14 protein-coding genes are annotated in these 14,432 nt (G+C 46.8%); 12 read left to right on the top strand and 2 right to left on the bottom strand.

The window, feature by feature from the left end; genetic code table 11:
• Positions 1-2: 2 nt before the first annotated feature.
• Entirely contained in the window at positions 3-1,043 is a 1,041-nt protein-coding gene (locus ACTTHR_RS05325) for a glycosyltransferase (protein ID WP_442605449.1), read from the bottom strand.
• A 43-nt stretch (positions 1,044-1,086) separates the two neighbouring features.
• The gene (gene cysS, locus ACTTHR_RS05320; RefSeq protein WP_442605448.1) at positions 1,087-2,562 is read right to left on the bottom strand and encodes a cysteine--tRNA ligase; all 1,476 of its coding nucleotides are present in this window, start codon (positions 2,560-2,562) and stop codon (positions 1,087-1,089) included.
• A gap of 498 nt (positions 2,563-3,060) precedes the next feature.
• On the opposite strand from cysS, the gene ACTTHR_RS05315 reads away from it, so the two are divergent.
• The 12 genes from ACTTHR_RS05315 to ACTTHR_RS05260 all read left to right on the top strand — a co-directional run bounded on the left by ACTTHR_RS05315 (position 3,061) and on the right by ACTTHR_RS05260 (position 13,946).
• Positions 3,061-3,663 (top strand): riboflavin synthase, encoded by a 603-nt coding sequence (locus ACTTHR_RS05315; protein ID WP_442605447.1) that lies wholly within the window; start codon positions 3,061-3,063, stop codon positions 3,661-3,663.
• Positions 3,664-3,677: 14 nt separating this feature from the next.
• The gene (locus ACTTHR_RS05310; protein ID WP_004334458.1) at positions 3,678-4,232 is read left to right on the top strand and encodes a nitroreductase family protein; all 555 of its coding nucleotides are present in this window, start codon (positions 3,678-3,680) and stop codon (positions 4,230-4,232) included.
• Between the two features lie 180 nt (positions 4,233-4,412).
• Positions 4,413-6,893: an endopeptidase La gene (gene lon, locus ACTTHR_RS05305; RefSeq protein ID WP_442605446.1), complete on the top strand. Its 2,481-nt coding sequence runs from the start codon at positions 4,413-4,415 to the stop codon at positions 6,891-6,893.
• Between the two features lie 32 nt (positions 6,894-6,925).
• Positions 6,926-7,477: a DUF1599 domain-containing protein gene (locus ACTTHR_RS05300; protein WP_004334604.1), complete on the top strand. Its 552-nt coding sequence runs from the start codon at positions 6,926-6,928 to the stop codon at positions 7,475-7,477.
• Positions 7,474-8,751 (top strand): BT_3928 family protein, encoded by a 1,278-nt coding sequence (locus tag ACTTHR_RS05295; RefSeq protein ID WP_442605445.1) that lies wholly within the window; start codon positions 7,474-7,476, stop codon positions 8,749-8,751. Before ACTTHR_RS05300 ends, ACTTHR_RS05295 begins: the two co-directional genes overlap by 4 nt.
• A gap of 40 nt (positions 8,752-8,791) precedes the next feature.
• Positions 8,792-9,553 (top strand): triose-phosphate isomerase, encoded by a 762-nt coding sequence (gene tpiA / locus ACTTHR_RS05290; RefSeq protein WP_442605444.1) that lies wholly within the window; start codon positions 8,792-8,794, stop codon positions 9,551-9,553.
• 123 nt (positions 9,554-9,676) lie between these two features.
• A complete protein-coding gene (locus tag ACTTHR_RS05285; protein WP_311552342.1) occupies positions 9,677-10,171 on the top strand; it encodes an SPOR domain-containing protein in 495 nt (164 codons plus the stop codon).
• Positions 10,172-10,215: 44 nt separating this feature from the next.
• On the top strand, positions 10,216-10,773 hold the full coding sequence (gene folE / locus ACTTHR_RS05280) for a GTP cyclohydrolase I FolE (RefSeq protein WP_304286098.1): 558 nt from the start codon (positions 10,216-10,218) through the stop codon (positions 10,771-10,773).
• Between the two features lie 8 nt (positions 10,774-10,781).
• Positions 10,782-11,324: an IS1096 element passenger TnpR family protein gene (locus ACTTHR_RS05275; RefSeq protein ID WP_442605443.1), complete on the top strand. Its 543-nt coding sequence runs from the start codon at positions 10,782-10,784 to the stop codon at positions 11,322-11,324.
• 31 nt (positions 11,325-11,355) lie between these two features.
• Positions 11,356-12,234, top strand: a complete 879-nt coding sequence (gene miaA / locus ACTTHR_RS05270; protein WP_442605442.1) for a tRNA (adenosine(37)-N6)-dimethylallyltransferase MiaA — start codon at positions 11,356-11,358, stop codon at positions 12,232-12,234.
• Between the two features lie 227 nt (positions 12,235-12,461).
• Complete coding sequence (locus tag ACTTHR_RS05265) at positions 12,462-12,743, top strand: HU family DNA-binding protein (protein WP_262501044.1); 282 nt, start codon at positions 12,462-12,464, stop codon at positions 12,741-12,743.
• 870 nt (positions 12,744-13,613) lie between these two features.
• Positions 13,614-13,946, top strand: coding sequence for a hypothetical protein (locus ACTTHR_RS05260; protein ID WP_377457850.1), 333 nt, complete (start codon positions 13,614-13,616; stop codon positions 13,944-13,946).
• Positions 13,947-14,432: the final 486 nt, after the last annotated feature.

Genomic DNA, 14,432 nt, shown 5'->3' with positions numbered 1-14,432 from the left:
GTTTATTTGTAAAATGTTTGATTGAAGGCAGAGAATTCGGGGCGGCGGAGCACAACGCAACGCCAAGCTGCAATGAGAAGCCCCGAGCCGTAGCCAATTACCTGAGTAAACGAAGCCCTGATGGCAAGTAGGGCGATGGTGAAAGAATGGGTCTTGAGAAGGGCGTCTACAAAGAAGAGTAGAGCAAGTAACAGGATGGGTAGCCAGGCAAGAGTAGCCCAAGCTCCCAACAAGGGTAGGAGGATAAGCCCCAAAAACAACAGGGCAACAATCCCCAGGGTCGCTATTGAAGGGAGCAGATGGATCAACCTAAGGCTATTGGGATGCCTCTTGCTTAGGTGAATACGTGCTATGCCGCTATTGAATACCTGGCGGAAGAACTTGCGAAAGTCCACACGCCGCTTGTGGTACACCTTGGCATCTTCTACTAGACGTACATGGGCTCCGCGCTCATGGAGTCGCATACTAAAGTCGAGATCCTCGCCAAAGCGCATGCCGGTATCGAAGCCGTGTACCTCTTGGTAGAGAGCTCGCCTACAACCAAGATTAAAGCTCCGAGGAAAGTAGTGACTTACTCGGCGTTTTCCCCCTCGTATCCCTCCGGTTGTTAGGAAACTCGTCATCGAGTAATTGATGGCTTTTTGTACGTTGGAGAAATGCTCGTGCGCTGCATCGGGCCCCCCGAAGGCATCCAAAGGCTTGCCTATATCATCGTAGTAATTGATAGCCGCTACAACGTTTTTGATGTAATCCGGGGGGAGGACGACATCTGAGTCTAGTATTACGAGGTAACGCCCTTGGGCTTGAGAGCTTCCCACATTGCGGGCATTGGAAGGCCCTCCGTTGGGGATGGCAATATATTGAATGGGGAATGCTCCCTCGTAACGCTCTACCACCTCCTTACAAGGAATAGCCGATCCATCTTCCACAATAATAACTTCATAACAGAAGGGGTTCTGCCCAACGAGAGAGGATAGTAGCTCCTCAATCTCGTCGGGGCGATTGTAGACCGGTACAACTATCGAGAGTAAAAAATCCTCCATAGCACCTCTTGCGTATGTTGTTTCTAGTCCGAGGAGGGGATATTTACTCTCCGAGAGACCACTCAGCCCCCTGTTTGGTGTCTTTTACGATGAACCCTAGTTCGGCAAGGCGGTCGCGTATCTTATCGCTTGTTGCCCAGTCCTTACTGTCTTTGGCTGTCTTGCGGATTTCCATCAAGAGGTCCATAGCACCCTTGTAGGCTTCTGCCCCCGAAGAGGTGGATTCGCGCTCATCTTGCATCCCGAGTATATCGAAGAGGTAGAGGCGGAATACGCGCTTAAGTTCGGCAAGATCGTCTTGGGTCAGGCTCTCTTCTCCGTTGCGTAGGCGGTTGATCTTGGTAGCTGCTTCGAAGAGGGTTGCTATCACAATGGGGGTATTTAGGTCGTCGTTCATCGCCTCCTGAGCTGACTTCTCGATTTCCTTGGGGTCAAAAGTGCTTGTTGCCCCGGGGGTGAGTTTGTCGAGGTGGGTATTGGCATCAAGTAAACGCGTCAGCCCCTTGCGAGCTGCTTGTAGAGCTTCGTTGCTAAAGTCTACCGTTCCTCTGTAGTGTGCCCCTAGGATAAAGAAGCGAATGGTCATGGGCGAATAAGCCTCTGTAAGCTTGGGGTGACTACCGGCAAAAAACTCGTCGAGCGTGATAAAGTTGCCATAGCTTTTGCCCATCTTTTTACCCTCAATGGTGATCATATTATTGTGCATCCAGTAGCGTACCAGCTCGTGCCCCATAGCGGCTTCGGCTTGGGCTATCTCGCACTCGTGGTGAGGGAATACGAGATCCATCCCTCCCCCGTGTATGTCAAATAGGTCTCCTAGGTACTTACGCCCCATGGCGGTGCATTCGCAGTGCCAGCCGGGGAATCCTTCGCTCCAAGGGCTAGGCCAGTGCATTAGGTGCTCTGGTTTGGCACACTTCCAGAGCGCAAAATCCAAGGGGTTACGCTTTTCGTCTTGCCCATCTAGCGTGCGGGTGTTGGAGAGCATGTCTTCAATGTTACGTCCGCTGAGCTTTCCGTACCCTTTTTCTCGGTTAAACTTTTCCACATCGAAGTAGACAGAGCCTTTGCTCTCGTAGGCATATCCGGCTTTGAGGATCTCCTCTACCAATCGGATTTGTTCGATGATATGCCCACTTGCCATTGGTTCGATGCTTGGGGGGAGCACATTGAGAGCCTCCATGGCATGGCGGTAGCGAGTAAGGTAAAATTGCACTACCTCCATAGGCTCGAGTTGCTCCAGGCGGGCTTTTTTTGCCACTTTATCTTCGCCATCGTCGGCATCGGCTTCGAGGTGCCCTACGTCTGTGATGTTGCGTACATAGCGCACTTTGTAGCCAAGGTGCGTTAGGTAGCGGTATAGTATATCAAAGGTAATGGCAGGGCGAGCATGACCGAGGTGTGCATCTCCGTACACCGTAGGGCCGCAAACGTACATGCCTACATGGGGAGCAGCCACCGGGATAAATTGTTCCTTCTTGCGTGAGAGTGTATTGTAGAGGTAAAAAGGGTGTTCCATTTTATTTCTTTCGCTTAAGTATATTACAATTCTAGTCACAAAGGTAACGAATACCCAGCAACCCTCCATTCTCTTTGTGGGCAGGATCTGTTTCGTTATCAGCCGGCAAAGGGGGAGAGGATGACCTCGGGAGCCCCCCTCTATCTCTGTACACTTTACAGCCTGCGTGTAGAGCGCGGAAAATCGTTGGCTGGAATTTTTCTTTTTCTTGGGCAGAATAGAGGTGTAAAACAGGCTGATTTTTCAAAAAGTTTTAGGCAGAAAGTGGAGGGAAAACTGGCTGATTTCTGAGAAAAAATAGGCCTGAGATTTGCCCGCCTCTCGGATAAGAGGATTTTTGGGTAGGGGGCTTCTCTCAAGGGAGGAGCGTAAGTAAAGAGGCGTTGTGCGTGCTTATCCTCGGGATGGGAGCTTCTTTGTTAAAGTGAATCCGGATGGCATTGCGCTAGATTCGTTACCTTTGTACCTGAATAAGTAGATTATATAGAGACTAATCGTATGTTTTCAGGAATCGTAGAGGGCACTGCCCAGGTCAAAAATATTCGTCAAGATGGAGACAATATCCACCTTACACTCACTTCTCCTTTTAAGGAGGCTCTGACTATCGATCAGAGTGTAGCGCATAACGGAGTTTGTCTCACGGTAGTTGCCCTTGAGGGGAATGATTATACGGTAACAGCTATCCGAGAAACGTTGGATCGCTCAAACTTAGGTCTTTTGCATGAGGGTGACCTCGTGAATGTAGAGCGTAGCATGTTGCTGGATAGCCGCCTCGATGGGCATATCGTGCAGGGGCATGTAGATTGTACGGCACGCTGTGTCGACCGCCGCGAAGCCAATGGTAGCCATTACTTCTGCTTCGAGTATAGCGTCCCCAAAGAGATGGCTCGTAAGGGATACACTACGGTAGAAAAGGGGTCTGTGTGCGTCAATGGTGTGAGCCTGACTGTATGTAACTCCACCGATACGAGTTTCGAAGTCGCTATTATTCCCTATACTCTCGAGCATACCAACTTCTGTCGTATAGAAAAGGGGAGTGTGGTAAATCTTGAGTTCGACATCATTGGTAAGTATCTTGCCAAGCTAAAAAACTTTGACTAAAGGCGAGTCTCTACATGGATGCTCAGGCGCTTTATGATCTATTTCGCTCAAGGCAGAGCGACCGGCACTACGATACGACGCGCACTATCCCTCGAGAGGTGTTACAGCGTATTGTAGAGAATGCTCTTCTTGCCCCCTCAGCTACCAATCAGCAACCTTGGCAGATTGTGGTAGTAGATACTCCGGACTTGTCTCAGAAGGTAGCTTCGGCGGCGCGTTCGGGTATGTTGGGTCAGAATAAATTCCTACTCCAAGCTCCTGTTCATATCCTGATCATAGGCGATAGACCCGGAGCCTTAGCCGCGACAATGGGGAAGACTTTTCGCGACATCAATTATGTGCCCTACGACCTTGGCATTCTCATTGCGCACTTAGTGCTCGCCGTAGAGGCTGAGGGGCTTGGGTCTTGTATTGTGGGGTGGCTTAATGGGCGCAAGGTGGCAAAGGTATTGGGTATCCCAAAGACTAAAAAGGTGCTCTTTGATATCTCCGTAGGGTACTCTCTAGACTCCAAGCGTCCTAAGAAGAGAAAGAAGCCCGAAGATTGCATTCACTATAATGGGTGGTAGGGCTTTAGAGTATCCGGTGAACAAATCATTTTAGAGAATGTTTTTGTAGATACAGACCTAGGGTTTTATCCTCTGCCCCTCCTTTTAGAGGTATTCTACAGTGGCGCATTCCCCTTACAAAAGAGACAAACGATTATTTATTACATCCTATTATAGAGATAGAGATTGTACTGACAAAGCATGAAAAAAGAAGATAACCTTCTGCACTGGTCGAGCTATTTCGACTTTTTATCAACAATAACGATTCCATTCCCTCTCCCGTACCAAATCATGGAAGAGTTTTTGGAAGATGCCCACAATATCAAGGTCCTTTCAGAGCCTTTACCCTTTCTTCCATTGCGTGGGGCCGTGATGTTTCCACACGTGACTATGCCGATGGAGTTTTCCACTCCACGCGAGCAGGCTTTGCTTAAGCACCTGCATGATGGCGATGGTTACTTTATCGCAACCGCTACTACCCCCGATGTAAAGGGGCACGAAGAGCACGAATACGACAAGTTTTGCTACAAAGTGGGCGTGCTATGCCGTCTTGTGCGCGTCATTGCCATGGACGAAGATAGTACTCAAACCATAGTTTTGGGTTTGAGACGAGTACGTATCCATACGATAAATAGCCAATCGCCCTTCTCCTTTGCAGAGGTAAATAGTTACCAAGAGGCACTTGCTTCTAGCAATGAAAGGGAGAATGTCTATCTGATGGGGCTTGTAGATAATATCCTTGTCGCTTCACAAAAGAATGTATCTAAGGCATTCGATAACCTATCCAAGGAAATTTTCAAAAACCTAAAGGATAGCAATGATCTGCAGTTCATCATCAATTTTGCCGTTCAGAGCTCATCGCTCACTCCCTACGTTAAGCAGGAGCTACTCGAGCTAAGGTCTATCAAGGCAAGGGGGGAGCGTATCTTTGAGATTCTCGACAAGGAGAGTCAGTTCCTTTCTATTCGAGAAGACATTCGTAGAACGGCTCGCAAGGCTATAGATCGCAACCAAAAGGATTTCTTCTTGCAGCAGCAGATTAGTGCCATGCAGCAAGAATTGGGGGGTGGAGATGCTATGGACTCTCCCTTCTACGAGCTGATAGAGGCGGCAAAAGATAAGAAGTGGAGCGAGGAGACGGCTCAAGTTTTTGCAAAGGAGCTGCGCAAACTCGATAACTATAATCCGCAGAGCCCCGACTACGCCGTTCAGTACCAATACTTACAGACGTTGCTGGAGCTCCCTTGGAACGAGTACTCCGAAGATCATTTCGACCTTGCCCAGGCGCAAAAGATACTAGACCGAGATCACTTTGGTCTTGAGAAAATAAAGGAGCGCATCATAGAGCATTTGGCTGTGCTTCGTCTAAAGAAAAATATGAAGTCTCCCATCCTTTGTCTCTGGGGCCCTCCCGGAGTAGGGAAAACCTCTTTAGGTAAGAGTATTGCCGAGAGTTTGGGGAGGAAATATGTACGTATCTCCCTTGGTGGGGTACACGACGAGGCTGAGATACGAGGCCACAGACGTACCTATATAGGGGCTATGCCGGGGCGTATTATTCAAGCCGTCAAGAAGGCAGGAACTGCGAATCCGGTGATCGTGCTTGACGAGATAGATAAGGTTAGCAGCGATTACAAGGGAGATCCCTCAGCTGCCCTCCTAGAGGTGTTAGACCCCGAGCAGAACAATACATTCCACGACAACTATATTGACCTAGACTTCGACCTCAGCAATGTCTTGTTTATAGCTACGGCAAATACCCTTAGCACTATCTCTCGCCCTCTCTTGGATAGAATGGAATTGCTAGAACTATCCGGATATATTACCGAAGAGAAGATAGAGATTGCTAAGCGACACCTTGTACCTCACCAACTAGAGGAGCATGGATTGAAGAAGACGCAAGCTAAGTTTAGTAATCGCCTTCTAGAGAAGATCATCGAGCAATATACCCGTGAGAGTGGTGTGCGTGCGCTTGAGAAGCAACTTGCCGCTGCCATGCGTAAAATTGCAAAAAAGGTAGTTGCAGAGGAGCCTTACAATGTCTCTATCAAAGAGAGTGAACTCAAAGAGTACCTCGGTCCTGCACCTTTTTCTCGCGATATGTACCAAGGTAATAAGTATGTTGGTGTGGTAACCGGGCTTGCATGGACGCGTGTGGGTGGAGAGATTCTTTTTATAGAGTCGAGTTTGCATAAGGGGAAGGATAGTCGTCCCACTCTTACGGGAAATCTTGGCGATGTAATGAAGGAGTCTGCCATTATAGCCCTTAACTACACACGGGCGCATGCTGCGGAGTTGGATATTGACCCGGAGCTATTTGCCAGCAATGAGTTGCATATCCACGTGCCCGAAGGGGCAATCCCCAAAGATGGTCCCTCGGCTGGTATCACGATGGTCACCTCTATTGTTTCGGCATTTACTCAGCGTCTTGTACGGGAGCGTATTGCCATGACCGGGGAGATTACCCTACGTGGAAAGGTATTGCCCGTGGGTGGTGTGAAGGAAAAGATCCTCGCCGCTAAGCGTGCCGGCATTACCGATATTGTACTCTCGTCGGAAAATAAAAAGGATATCGACGAGATTAACGAAATATACACCAAGGGAATAACATTCCACTATGTGGATGATATACGCCAAGTCCTAGACTTTGCTTTATTGCCTAAGGGGAAGAAACAGAAATGATTTTGTCCTAAACCATACGACCATTCCTAGTTATGATACAAGATGTAGACCTTACCACTCGTCAGTACCAAGAGGTGCTTAACGTATGCCGTACACTCTACAGTAAAAAGTTGCAAGACTATGGAGTGGCATGGCGTATCCTCCGTCACGAGTCGCTTACGGATCAATTATACATCAAGGTAATGCGTATCCGTAGCATTGAGAGAACGGGAGAGGCTAGGGTAGACGAGGGGATTATTCCTGAGTTTATCGGGCTTGTCAATTACGCTATTATGGGACAGATACAATTAGAGCTGGGAGAAGCTGATAGCGTTGATCTCGAGGTAGAAGATGCTTTGCGCCTCTACGATGCAGTTGCCCAGCGCACTTTCCGTCTCATGATGGACAAAAACCATGATTATGGAGAGGCCTGGCGTTCCATGCGTACGACCTCTTTTACCGATATGATTTTGTCTAAGGTACTCCGTACCAAACAGATTGAGGATAATAATGGAGCTACGCTCGTATCCGAAGGTATTGAGGCAAACTACATGGATATAGTAAATTATGCTATCTTCGCCCTCATAAGGCTCATGGTAGAATGAAATCAGCTGCAAAACATATTCTGATAGAGGTCGCAAGATACCTTCTCTCCCTTACCTTCCTTTTTTCGGGCGTGGTAAAGGCAATAGATCCTGTGGGGGCGGGTATCAAGGTGGGAGAGTATTTTACCTCCTTCCAAATGCCCTTTATGGCCTCCTTTGCAATGCCTGTTGCTATTGCTCTCTCTACCCTCGAATTCATGTTGGGGGCATTGCTTCTTATGGGGGTGTGGCGCAAACTTACGGCATGGGGAACAGTGTTGCTTATGGGCTTTATGACGCTGCTTACACTCTACCTTGCCCTCTACAATCCGGTAGCAGATTGCGGCTGTTTTGGGGATGCTTTTAAGCTAACGAACTGGCAAACCTTTGAGAAGAATGTAGTCCTCTTCTCTGCGGCTCTTGTCTTCCTTTTGGGTTCGAAACAGATATCCGGAGCCTTTACATACAAGGCGGTATGGATCCCTAGTTTGTTTGCCTTATTGGGTATTCTGGTTTTTACTTTTGCTAATTATAGGCACCTCCCGATGCTTGACTTCCGCCCCTATAAGGTGGGAGAAAATCTTCGCTCCTTAGTGCTTGTGCCCGAGGATGCTCCTCAAGATGAGTACGCCTATGAGTTTATCTACGAAAAGGATGGGGTGCAAAAAACGTTTGATATGGACAATCTCCCCGATAGCTCTTGGAGCTATGTAGATAGGCACGACAAGCTTATATCCAAAGGCTATACACCTCCTATCACGGACTTTATTCTCTTCTCCGGGACTGAAGATGTCACGAACGATGTACTTGCCGGTGAGGGAGAACTTGTCTTTATTACCACTCCTAATTGGGAGAAAGTTCCCAGGTCGTTGGGGCAGGAACTAAACCTCTTACAGGAAGCCGTTGAGGAGCGTTCTGCTACGTTGTATGCTCTCTCTAGCTCTACGCTTGAAGAAGAAAGGGATTGGAGAGAGAGCACCGGAGCTTCTTATGAGTGCCTATTCCTCGATGCCACAACCATCAAAACAATGGCACGAGGGGCGCCCTCTATCATCTTTATAAAGGATGGTGTGATCTATCGAAAGATGAATGGACACGACCTCCCGAGTAGTAGGGAAGAAATGGGTGCATTGCTCGAGAATACATATACACAAGGGGTACGTCACGAGGGGTACTTACTGCGTTCCCTTCTTTTGATTATTTGGTTTTTATATACCCTTATCTCCTTGATCATTACTTCTACGCGTCGTGAGATTACCAAGTCTCGCACGCTGCCTATCCCTCCCTCTGCATAGCAAAGAATATTGTTTTACCTAAAATACGTACAACACCATTATGAGAACAAAAATTGTAGCAGGCAATTGGAAAATGAATAAGAGCGTTGCCGAAGGTCTCGAACTAGTAGAATCTCTCCAAAAGGAGCTGAAGGAACAGCGTCCGAATTGTCGTGTTATTGTTGCTCCTCCCTTCTTGCATCTTGTACCTATGGTTGAGCGTGTAGACCAATCCATAATAGGTATAGGCGCTCAAAATTGTGCCGATCATACAAGTGGAGCTTATACGGGAGAGGTAGCTGCCCCCATGCTATCGGCTAGTGGTGTTCGTTACGTAATTATAGGCCACTCTGAGCGTCGTGCTTACTACCACGAGGATAGCGAAACTCTCGCAACAAAGGTTAATTTGGCTCTTGCAGAAGGGCTTACACCCATCTTCTGTATTGGGGAACAGCTTGAGGATCGGGATGCAGATCGCCATTTTGATGTGGTTGAAAATCAGATCAAAGAAGCTCTATTCCATCTCGCATCAGAGGACTTCTCTAAGTTAATCCTTGCTTACGAACCCGTTTGGGCTATCGGTACCGGTCGTACGGCAACTCCCGAACAAGCTCAGGAGATGCACGCTCGTATCCGGGCTTTTGTTGCCTCGAAGTATGGTCAAGAGGTAGCCGATAATTGCTCAATCCTCTACGGTGGTAGCTGTAAGGCTTCTAATGCAAAAGAACTTTTTGCCAACCCCGACGTAGATGGCGGTTTGATTGGTGGTGCTGCCCTTGCCGCTGATACTTTCCTCCCCATCATCCGAGCTTTTGATAAATAATACAGGGTCTCCTCTCTCTATAGTAGTAGGACGGGAAGAGTCGATTTTTCTCAATTAATACAATGTAAGATGGTTCGTTATTCGATCTCAAATATAACTGGTTGCCGTACCCTTTTGAGGGGTATGGCGCTAGTGCTATTCGTCTCCTTAGCATCTTGTCTCCAAGGATATGCTCAGACAGAAAAGGAATCTTTGAGCCATGGTGCTAACGGTATTTTTGAGGCTCTTTCTGCCCAACGTGAAGGGCAGGGAACAATTGATATTACTCAGCCCGAAGACATTAAAAACCAAGTCGGCCTTGTGCATCAAAAGCAAGCCCGCCACTCCGAGGGTGAGAGGAGCGGAGTCCACACTCAGCAGGGATTCCGCATACAAGCCTATACGGGCAACCTTGCAAAATCAAAAGACGAGGCTTACCGCCGAGCTAAGGTTGTAAATGCTGCCAATCCTGCATTGGGCTGCTATGTAACCTATAAGTCACCCTTTTGGAGGTTATCGGTAGGCGACTTCAGAACAAGAGAAGAGGCTCAGAAGGCTATGCAAGATCTTAAGCGAGCTATACCTGCCATTGCTCCGGAGCTATACATTGTACGAGACAATATTAGAGTATCAAACTAGTGAATAGACAATCTACATTCGACCCTCAGCTCTCTCCAGAAGAGATGGCTGAGATGAAAAATCTTCAGCGTCGTATCCTTGAGTTGATCGGCGAAGATCCCGACCGAGAAGGTTTGATTAAAACACCCGAACGGGTAGCAAAGTCTCTCAGATTCCTTACCAAAGGATATAGAGAAGACCCCGAGGAGCTATTGCGCTCTGCCATGTTTCGTGAAGAATATCGGCAGATGGTAATTGTAAAAGATATTGATTTCTTTTCCATGTGTGAGCATCATATGCTGCCTTTCTTTGGCAAGGCTCACGTTGGTTATATCCCCAATAAATATATAACGGGACTCAGTAAGATCCCTCGTGTAGTGGATGTGTTTGCACGTCGTTTGCAGGTGCAGGAGCGCCTTACTACGCAAATAAAAGATTGCATACAAGCCACTCTCAATCCGCTTGGTACCATCGTGGTCATAGAAGCACAGCATATGTGTATGCAAATGCGAGGGGTAGAGAAGCAAAATTCGCTTACCACAACGAGTGACTTTACGGGAGCTTTTGAAGAGGCTAGCACCCGAGAAGAGTTTATGAATCTTATTCGAATTCGTCGCAATTAATAGTAGAGATGGCTTTTAAACTACTTCTCCTATCTCCCGAAATAGAGGACTTCGAGCGCCTTCTAGAGATCCCCGAATCGGCAACTTTGTTTGATCTTCATCAGCTTATCTTGCAGGCTGTGGACTATCCCTCCAACCTCTTTACCTCCTTTATGCTGTGTGACGAGGATTACAACGTGCTGCAAGAGATTACCAACGATTCGACCTCCGAAGAGGAGCCGAGTAGCATGCAGACTACATCACTCGGTGAGGTAATAAATCAGGAAGACCGGCAGCTTGTCTATATCTTTGATACTCTTACGGAGCGTTGTTTCTTTGTCAAGTATGTGGGGACTTCTCCCTCATGCGAAGAGGAGGCTAAGGTTGTGAAGAGCAAGGGAAATGCCCCTACGCCTATCCTATCCGAAGCGGAGATGGATGCCCTTCTCTTCGAAAACTCTCTGGATGAGCCCTCTTTCGAAGATTTCTCTCTAGATGAGGACGTAGAGGATTTTGGTGAAGACGCCTCTTTCGACGATAGCGATTTCTATAGTGATAATCCGGACTACTGATACTTCTACAAAGAGGGGGCACGTCCTGCTTTTGGCGGGCCCTACGGGCGTCGGTAAGACGCGCCTCTCTCTTGCTCTAGCCCATCACTTTTCCGCTCCTATTGTATCTGTAGACTCTCGGCAGATCTATCGGGAGTTACCTATCGGTACCGCAGCTCCCTCTATGGAAGAGCGGGCTGCTATCCCACACTATATGGTGGGGAATGCGACGATACATGATCCCTACAATGCGGCACGCTACGAGAGTGAAGTTATTCCCCTTATTCAAGACCTTCTCAAGGCGCATCCCATCGTCCTGTTGGTGGGTGGGTCGATGCTCTACATTAGTGCCATTACTCAGGGGATAGACAATATGCCGGATGTAGATGGAACCATTAGAGAAGAACTCAACGAACGCTACGCTGCAGAGGGCTTGGAGGGGATGCTCCGGGAGCTCGCTCTCGTAGATCCCGACTATTACCACATAGTAGACCGCTGCAACCCCAAGCGGGTAATTCATGGATTGGAGGTCTTTCGCACTACGGGCCAACCCTTATCCTCTTTCCGTACCAACACATGCAAAGAACGTCCTTTTACCATTATTCCCTTTGAACTAACCTCTCCTCGGGAAGAGTTATATAACCGAATCAATACCCGAACTGAGCAGATGATCGCACAGGGTTGGCTAGACGAAGCTCGAGCCGTCTATCCTCATCGAGCCTTAAATGCTCTAAACACAATCGGTTATAAAGAGCTGTTCTGTTATTTCGATGGACTAATTTCCCTCGACGAAGCTGTCCATAAAATACAGCGCAATACACGTATATATGCAAGAAAACAGATGACGTGGTTTAAGAAACAGCACGACTATCATCGAGTGGATGCTTCTATATCTTCTCTTGCTGATATCCTTCCCCTTCTACCTTTTTAGTCCTAGAAAATCCCTTCTTTGGGGATTGTAAAAGTCTATTTAGGGGCAAATTGCTGTTTTTAGACAAATATTTCCATGGAAAAGGTAGTGTGAATCATATTTATTAGTACTTTTGGGGGCGAGAGTAGTCTTCTCTTCTTTTGGACTGAAGGACTCTGTAACTCTCTTTTGTACAGGGTAATTTAGCCAAAGAGGTAGGGGAGATAAAGGTTGAAATACAGAATAAGATTAATACGAAGACAATGAACAAGACTGAATTTATCGCTGCTGTTGCAGAAAAGGCTGGCCTTACTAAGGCTGATGCTCAAAGAGCTGTCAACGCTTTTACTGAAGTTGTAAAGGAAACGATGGAAAAGGGGGATAGACTTCCTCTCGTGGGCTTTGGTACATTCTCTGTTTCTCAGAGAAAGGCCCGTGAAGGAAAGAATCCTCGCACAGGAGAAACTATCAAGATTGCTGCTCGCAAGGTAGTACACTTTAAGCCGGGTGCTAATCTTGATCTTAAGTAAAAGTTGTTTCGTTGCCTTTCGCAGCTACGAATTGATTTGAGGAACCCCAAAAGTCGTGTAGTCCGCTACCAAGGCGATTGAAGAAAACTTCTATTTTTATAGAGACACCTCGAGGTAAAATATCTTGCCTCGGGGTGCTTTTGTTTTTTGGGGGTGAGCTGTTGGAGGGGTGATTATCTCTGGAGAAAATATCTATTTCTACTCATCATCCTGTCCTTTCCCTCTCTGATATTAACGATGCAAGAAGGGGGTGATTTAAGCCTCCGAAGCCTCCCTTTGATTCTCTTCCTGCTATGAACTTTTCTCCCCTAAGTCAATCTGTTATTAGGGCTTGCTAGAGCTGACATCCTCTATTCACTGATTTCTTTTTCTCTTTTAGCCTATTTTTATCTAGCGTGTTGGCTAAAAATTTTTTATTTCTTGGCTGATAAGGGATGGACATTTTGCCTGAAAAGTTTTTCGTTTTAGCCCGAAATTATCCGAACCTTTAGAGTCGCCAGAAATTCGCCGTTCGCGCAACGCCCCAGCCACCATGCCCCGCAACGGAGCCCCTCTCCACCCCCGATTTTCTGCCTGTGCCCAATACCCCCTAGCCCTATTAACCCTACACTTTGGGGAATATCTGGGGATAAGAAAGGAAAAGTGTAAATGGAAGTTTATCTTAAACCCTTTGGTTGCCAGCTATTTTGTACCTTTGTCTTGCTAAAACTTTGTATTCTAGGGGTAAGATGATTTAACATCAGAGTGAATTCTTTTGTAGTGTGATTTTTCTTTAATAAGATGATTGGATTGGTCGTGAGTAACTTGAGTAATAGACTAAAACAGCTAGCACAAGAAAAAAGAATCTCAGTAAGAGCGCTTGAGAGAATTATGCACGTTGCGAATGGTTATGTGAGTAGAATTGGAGAGACGATGGGTGCCGATAAGGCTGAAAACATTCTACAAGCCTTCCCTGATGTTTCTCGGAATTGGTTGCTATTTGGTGAAGGCGATATGATGGGGAGCTCCTCTAATGTACAAATAGGAGATGGAGATCTGAATTATCAAGGCAACACAACGAATAATAAGGAGAGCTGGATTTATGAGGCGAACCTCCTCGAGAGAGCAATAGCAGAGATAGGTGAGCAGAGAAAACTTGTAACCAAGGCTCAGGAGCAGATAGATCGCCTTCTCTCGATAATTGAAATGAAGAATAATAAATAAAGGATTAATAATACTATGCTGCTTATCTACATCTCTATCGCACTTGCGATATTCATTGTACAACTCCTAATGGTTGTAAAATTCTTTCAAATGGCAAAGGACCTACGCTTCATGCGAACGGATTATGAAAAGCTGAAGTTGATACACCGTCTCGGAGAGTATTCTAATGCTAGAGGTGAAAGGATATACTTGGATGGAGAAATTTTGTTCTCTACCGAACTTAACGAGAGGGTACGTATTCATTCGATTTGTGACGATGGAAGATACTTGTGTTCCTATAAAAAGAAAGGTGAGCATTATGATGGTTACAAGGCTATACATGGAGACAAGCTAACGGACATCCTTCCAGAGGAATAAAACGATTGTATGCGACATCCTATGATAAACAGATCCTCCTCTTTGGATACTATGTGAAATTCTTGATACCTTTCTTGCATGGAGCTATTACGGGAGTTGTACAAATCGGAGGCCTTCTTTTTCCAAAAT

It is taken from the genome of Porphyromonas endodontalis, from assembly GCF_052173515.1.
Taxonomy (GTDB): domain Bacteria; phylum Bacteroidota; class Bacteroidia; order Bacteroidales; family Porphyromonadaceae; genus Porphyromonas; species Porphyromonas endodontalis_A.
This window is presented reverse-complemented; position numbering and strand designations above follow the sequence as displayed.

Coding starts and splice junctions, on each gene's coding strand:
- ACTTHR_RS05325 (WP_442605449.1), bottom strand. CDS start 1,043: ATGGAGGATTTTTTACTCTCGATAGTTGTACCGGTCTACAATCGCCCC.
- cysS (WP_442605448.1), bottom strand. CDS start 2,562: ATGGAACACCCTTTTTACCTCTACAATACACTCTCACGCAAGAAGGAA.
- ACTTHR_RS05315 (WP_442605447.1), top strand. CDS start 3,061: ATGTTTTCAGGAATCGTAGAGGGCACTGCCCAGGTCAAAAATATTCGT.
- ACTTHR_RS05310 (WP_004334458.1), top strand. CDS start 3,678: ATGGATGCTCAGGCGCTTTATGATCTATTTCGCTCAAGGCAGAGCGAC.
- lon (WP_442605446.1), top strand. CDS start 4,413: ATGAAAAAAGAAGATAACCTTCTGCACTGGTCGAGCTATTTCGACTTT.
- ACTTHR_RS05300 (WP_004334604.1), top strand. CDS start 6,926: ATGATACAAGATGTAGACCTTACCACTCGTCAGTACCAAGAGGTGCTT.
- ACTTHR_RS05295 (WP_442605445.1), top strand. CDS start 7,474: ATGAAATCAGCTGCAAAACATATTCTGATAGAGGTCGCAAGATACCTT.
- tpiA (WP_442605444.1), top strand. CDS start 8,792: ATGAGAACAAAAATTGTAGCAGGCAATTGGAAAATGAATAAGAGCGTT.
- ACTTHR_RS05285 (WP_311552342.1), top strand. CDS start 9,677: ATGGCGCTAGTGCTATTCGTCTCCTTAGCATCTTGTCTCCAAGGATAT.
- folE (WP_304286098.1), top strand. CDS start 10,216: ATGGCTGAGATGAAAAATCTTCAGCGTCGTATCCTTGAGTTGATCGGC.
- ACTTHR_RS05275 (WP_442605443.1), top strand. CDS start 10,782: ATGGCTTTTAAACTACTTCTCCTATCTCCCGAAATAGAGGACTTCGAG.
- ACTTHR_RS05260 (WP_377457850.1), top strand. CDS start 13,614: ATGCACGTTGCGAATGGTTATGTGAGTAGAATTGGAGAGACGATGGGT.